The 2,572-nt window shown below is 63.8% G+C and carries 2 protein-coding genes; both read right to left on the minus strand.

The genetic code is table 11. From position 1 onward, the window contains the following. Positions 1-2,016, minus strand: a 2,016-nt coding sequence (locus EN964_RS31485) for an efflux RND transporter permease subunit (protein WP_164776142.1), incomplete at its 3' end; no start/stop codon positions are given. Further along, a partial coding sequence (locus tag EN964_RS31490) for an efflux RND transporter periplasmic adaptor subunit (protein WP_127277200.1) occupies positions 2,013-2,572 on the minus strand: 560 nt, incomplete at its 5' end. The genes EN964_RS31485 and EN964_RS31490, both read right to left, overlap by 4 nt.

Genomic DNA, 2,572 nt, shown 5'->3' on the forward strand with positions numbered 1-2,572 from the left:
GGTCAGGCCGGTATCAAGGCCCTGAACCACGAGCTGGTAGGCGCTGGCCGACGACCGCGAGCCCAGCCTCAAATTCTGCACCGGCTGCATGTAGGTCTCGATGCCCGCCACGCCGGCCAGTTGCTTGCGCAGGTCCGAAAGCACCTTCTCGATATCGGGGCGCTGGTCCTTGCCCTTAAGCTGGACGAAAAGCTGCCCCTGGTTGAGCGCATTGTTGCCGCTGCCCGCCGACCACGCCACATGGTCGACATAGGGCGAATGCGAGAAGACGCTGGCGACCTGTCCTTGCAGCCTGGACATGGCGTCGAAAGAGATGTCCTGGCGTGCGATGGTGGTCACCGATATCTGGCCGATGTCCTCCTGCGGGAAGAAACCCTTCGGCGAAGTCTGGATCAGCCACACCGACGCTGCCGCGGTGCCGACGAAGACGAGGAACACCAGGAAGGTGTGCCGCAGGCAGAAGCTCAAGACCTTGTCGTAGCCGCGGGTGACGAGGTCCGGCTTGTGGCCGGGGCCATGCTTGTCGCGGTCGGCTTTGGTCACCGACAGCAGCCGCGAGCACAGCATCGGCGTCAGCGTCAGCGACACGAACATCGACGCCAGGATGGCGACCGTCACCACGACGGCGAACTCGTTGAAGATGCGCCCGATGACGCCACCCATCAGCAGCACCGGGATGAACACCGCGACCAGCGAAATCGAGATCGAGATGATGGTAAAGCCGATTTCGCGCGCGCCCTTCAGCGATGCGTCGAAGGCCGACAGCCCGTCCTCCTCCATATGGCGGAAGATGTTTTCAAGCATCACGATGGCGTCGTCGACGACGAGGCCGACCGCCAGCGTCAGGCCCATCAGCGATATGTTGTCGATGGAAAAGCCGAACAGGAACATCGCGCCGAGCGTGGCGATCAGCGAAATCGGCACCGCCACGGCCGGGATGATGGTCGCCGTCACCCGGCGCAGGAACACGAAGATCACCATGACCACCAGCGCGATGGTCAACAGCAGCGTGAACTGGACATCATCGACGGCCTGACGGATCGAACTGGAGCGGTCGTTAAGCAGCTTGATGTCGGCGGCGGCCGGCATCTGGTCCTTGAAGGACGGCAGCATGGCCTTGACCTTGTCGACGACGTCGACGGTGTTGGCGTCGGGTTGGCGCTGCACCGCCATGATGATCGCGCGCGTACCGTCATACCAGCTCGCCGTCGTCGTCGTCTGCACCGAATCGACCACACGGGTCACCTCGCCCAACCGCACGGGGTGACCGTTTTTGGTGGCGATGATGATGTTGGAGAAGCCGGCGGCGTCAGTCAGCTGCGTGTTGGCGGTGATGGTAAGCTGCTGCTTGTCGTTCTGCAGCACGCCGAGCGGCGTGTTGCTGTTGGCCGAGGCGACCGCCGCCTGCAGCTGATCGATCGAGATGCCGCGCGCGGCAAGCGCGGTCGGGTCGATCTGGATGCGCACCGCGTATTTCTGTTGGCCGAAGATCGAGACCTGCGCCACGCCGTCTATGGTCGACAGCGACGGCGAGATGACATTTTCCGCGAAAGCATCGAGATCGGTCAGCGGAACCGTGTCGCTGACCAGCGACATCAAAAGGATCGGCGCGTCGGCCGGATTGACCTTGCGATAGCTCGGCGGCGCCGTCATCTGCGGCGGCAATGATTTCTGCGTGCGCGCGATCGCCGCCTGCACGTCGGCTGCTGCCGCGTCGATGTCGCGGTTGAGCACGAACTGGATGGCGATCGAGGTCTGGCCAAGCGAGTTCGTGGTCGAGATCGAATCGATACCGGCGATGGTTGCGAACTGCTTGATCAGCGGGGTCGCCACCGACGTCGCCATGGTTTCCGGCGAGGCGCCGGGCAGCGAAGCCGAGACGTTGACCACCGGGAATTCGGCGCTGGGCAGTGCCGCCACCGGCAGGAACTTGTAGGCGAACAGTCCGCCCAGCACGAGGGCGAACGACATCAGAAGGGTGGCGACAGGCCTGCGTATGCAGAATTCGGAGATCATTGGGCCGCCTCGCCGGCTTTGCTCGCCTCGGCCACCTTCGGCGCGGCATCGGCCGTGGCCTTGCCCTCATGCACCGCGGCGCCGTCCTTCAGCCTCGTCTGGCCCTCAGTGACAACTTTCTCGCCGCTTTTCAGCCCCTGGCTGACGGCGCTGTTCTCGCCTTCGGTCAGCGCCACCTGCACCGGCCGCATCTCGACCGTGTTGTCCGGCTTGACGACATAGACGAACGGCCCCTTCTGGCTTGGCTGCACCGCGACCGTGGGAACCGATGTCATCTGCGGCATGATGCCGGCGTCGAGCACGACATTCACATACTGGCCGGGCCATAGCGAAAGATCGGCATTGGGAATGCTTGCCCGCGTGGCAATCGTGCCCGACGCGGTGTCGACGCTGGAGTCGACGAAATCGAGCGTACCCTTGCCGATCGGCGTCGGGTCACCATCCTTGGTCAGTGTCACCGCGCCCTGCTGCGGGTTGGCGAGCGCCTTGTGCAGCAGGGCCAGGTTACTCTCGGGAAGATTGAAGTTGACCTGCAGCGGGTCCATCTGGGTGATGG

Origin of the sequence: Mesorhizobium sp. M7A.F.Ca.CA.001.10.2.1 (genome assembly GCF_003998575.1) — a bacterium.
GTDB lineage: Bacteria > Pseudomonadota > Alphaproteobacteria > Rhizobiales > Rhizobiaceae > Mesorhizobium.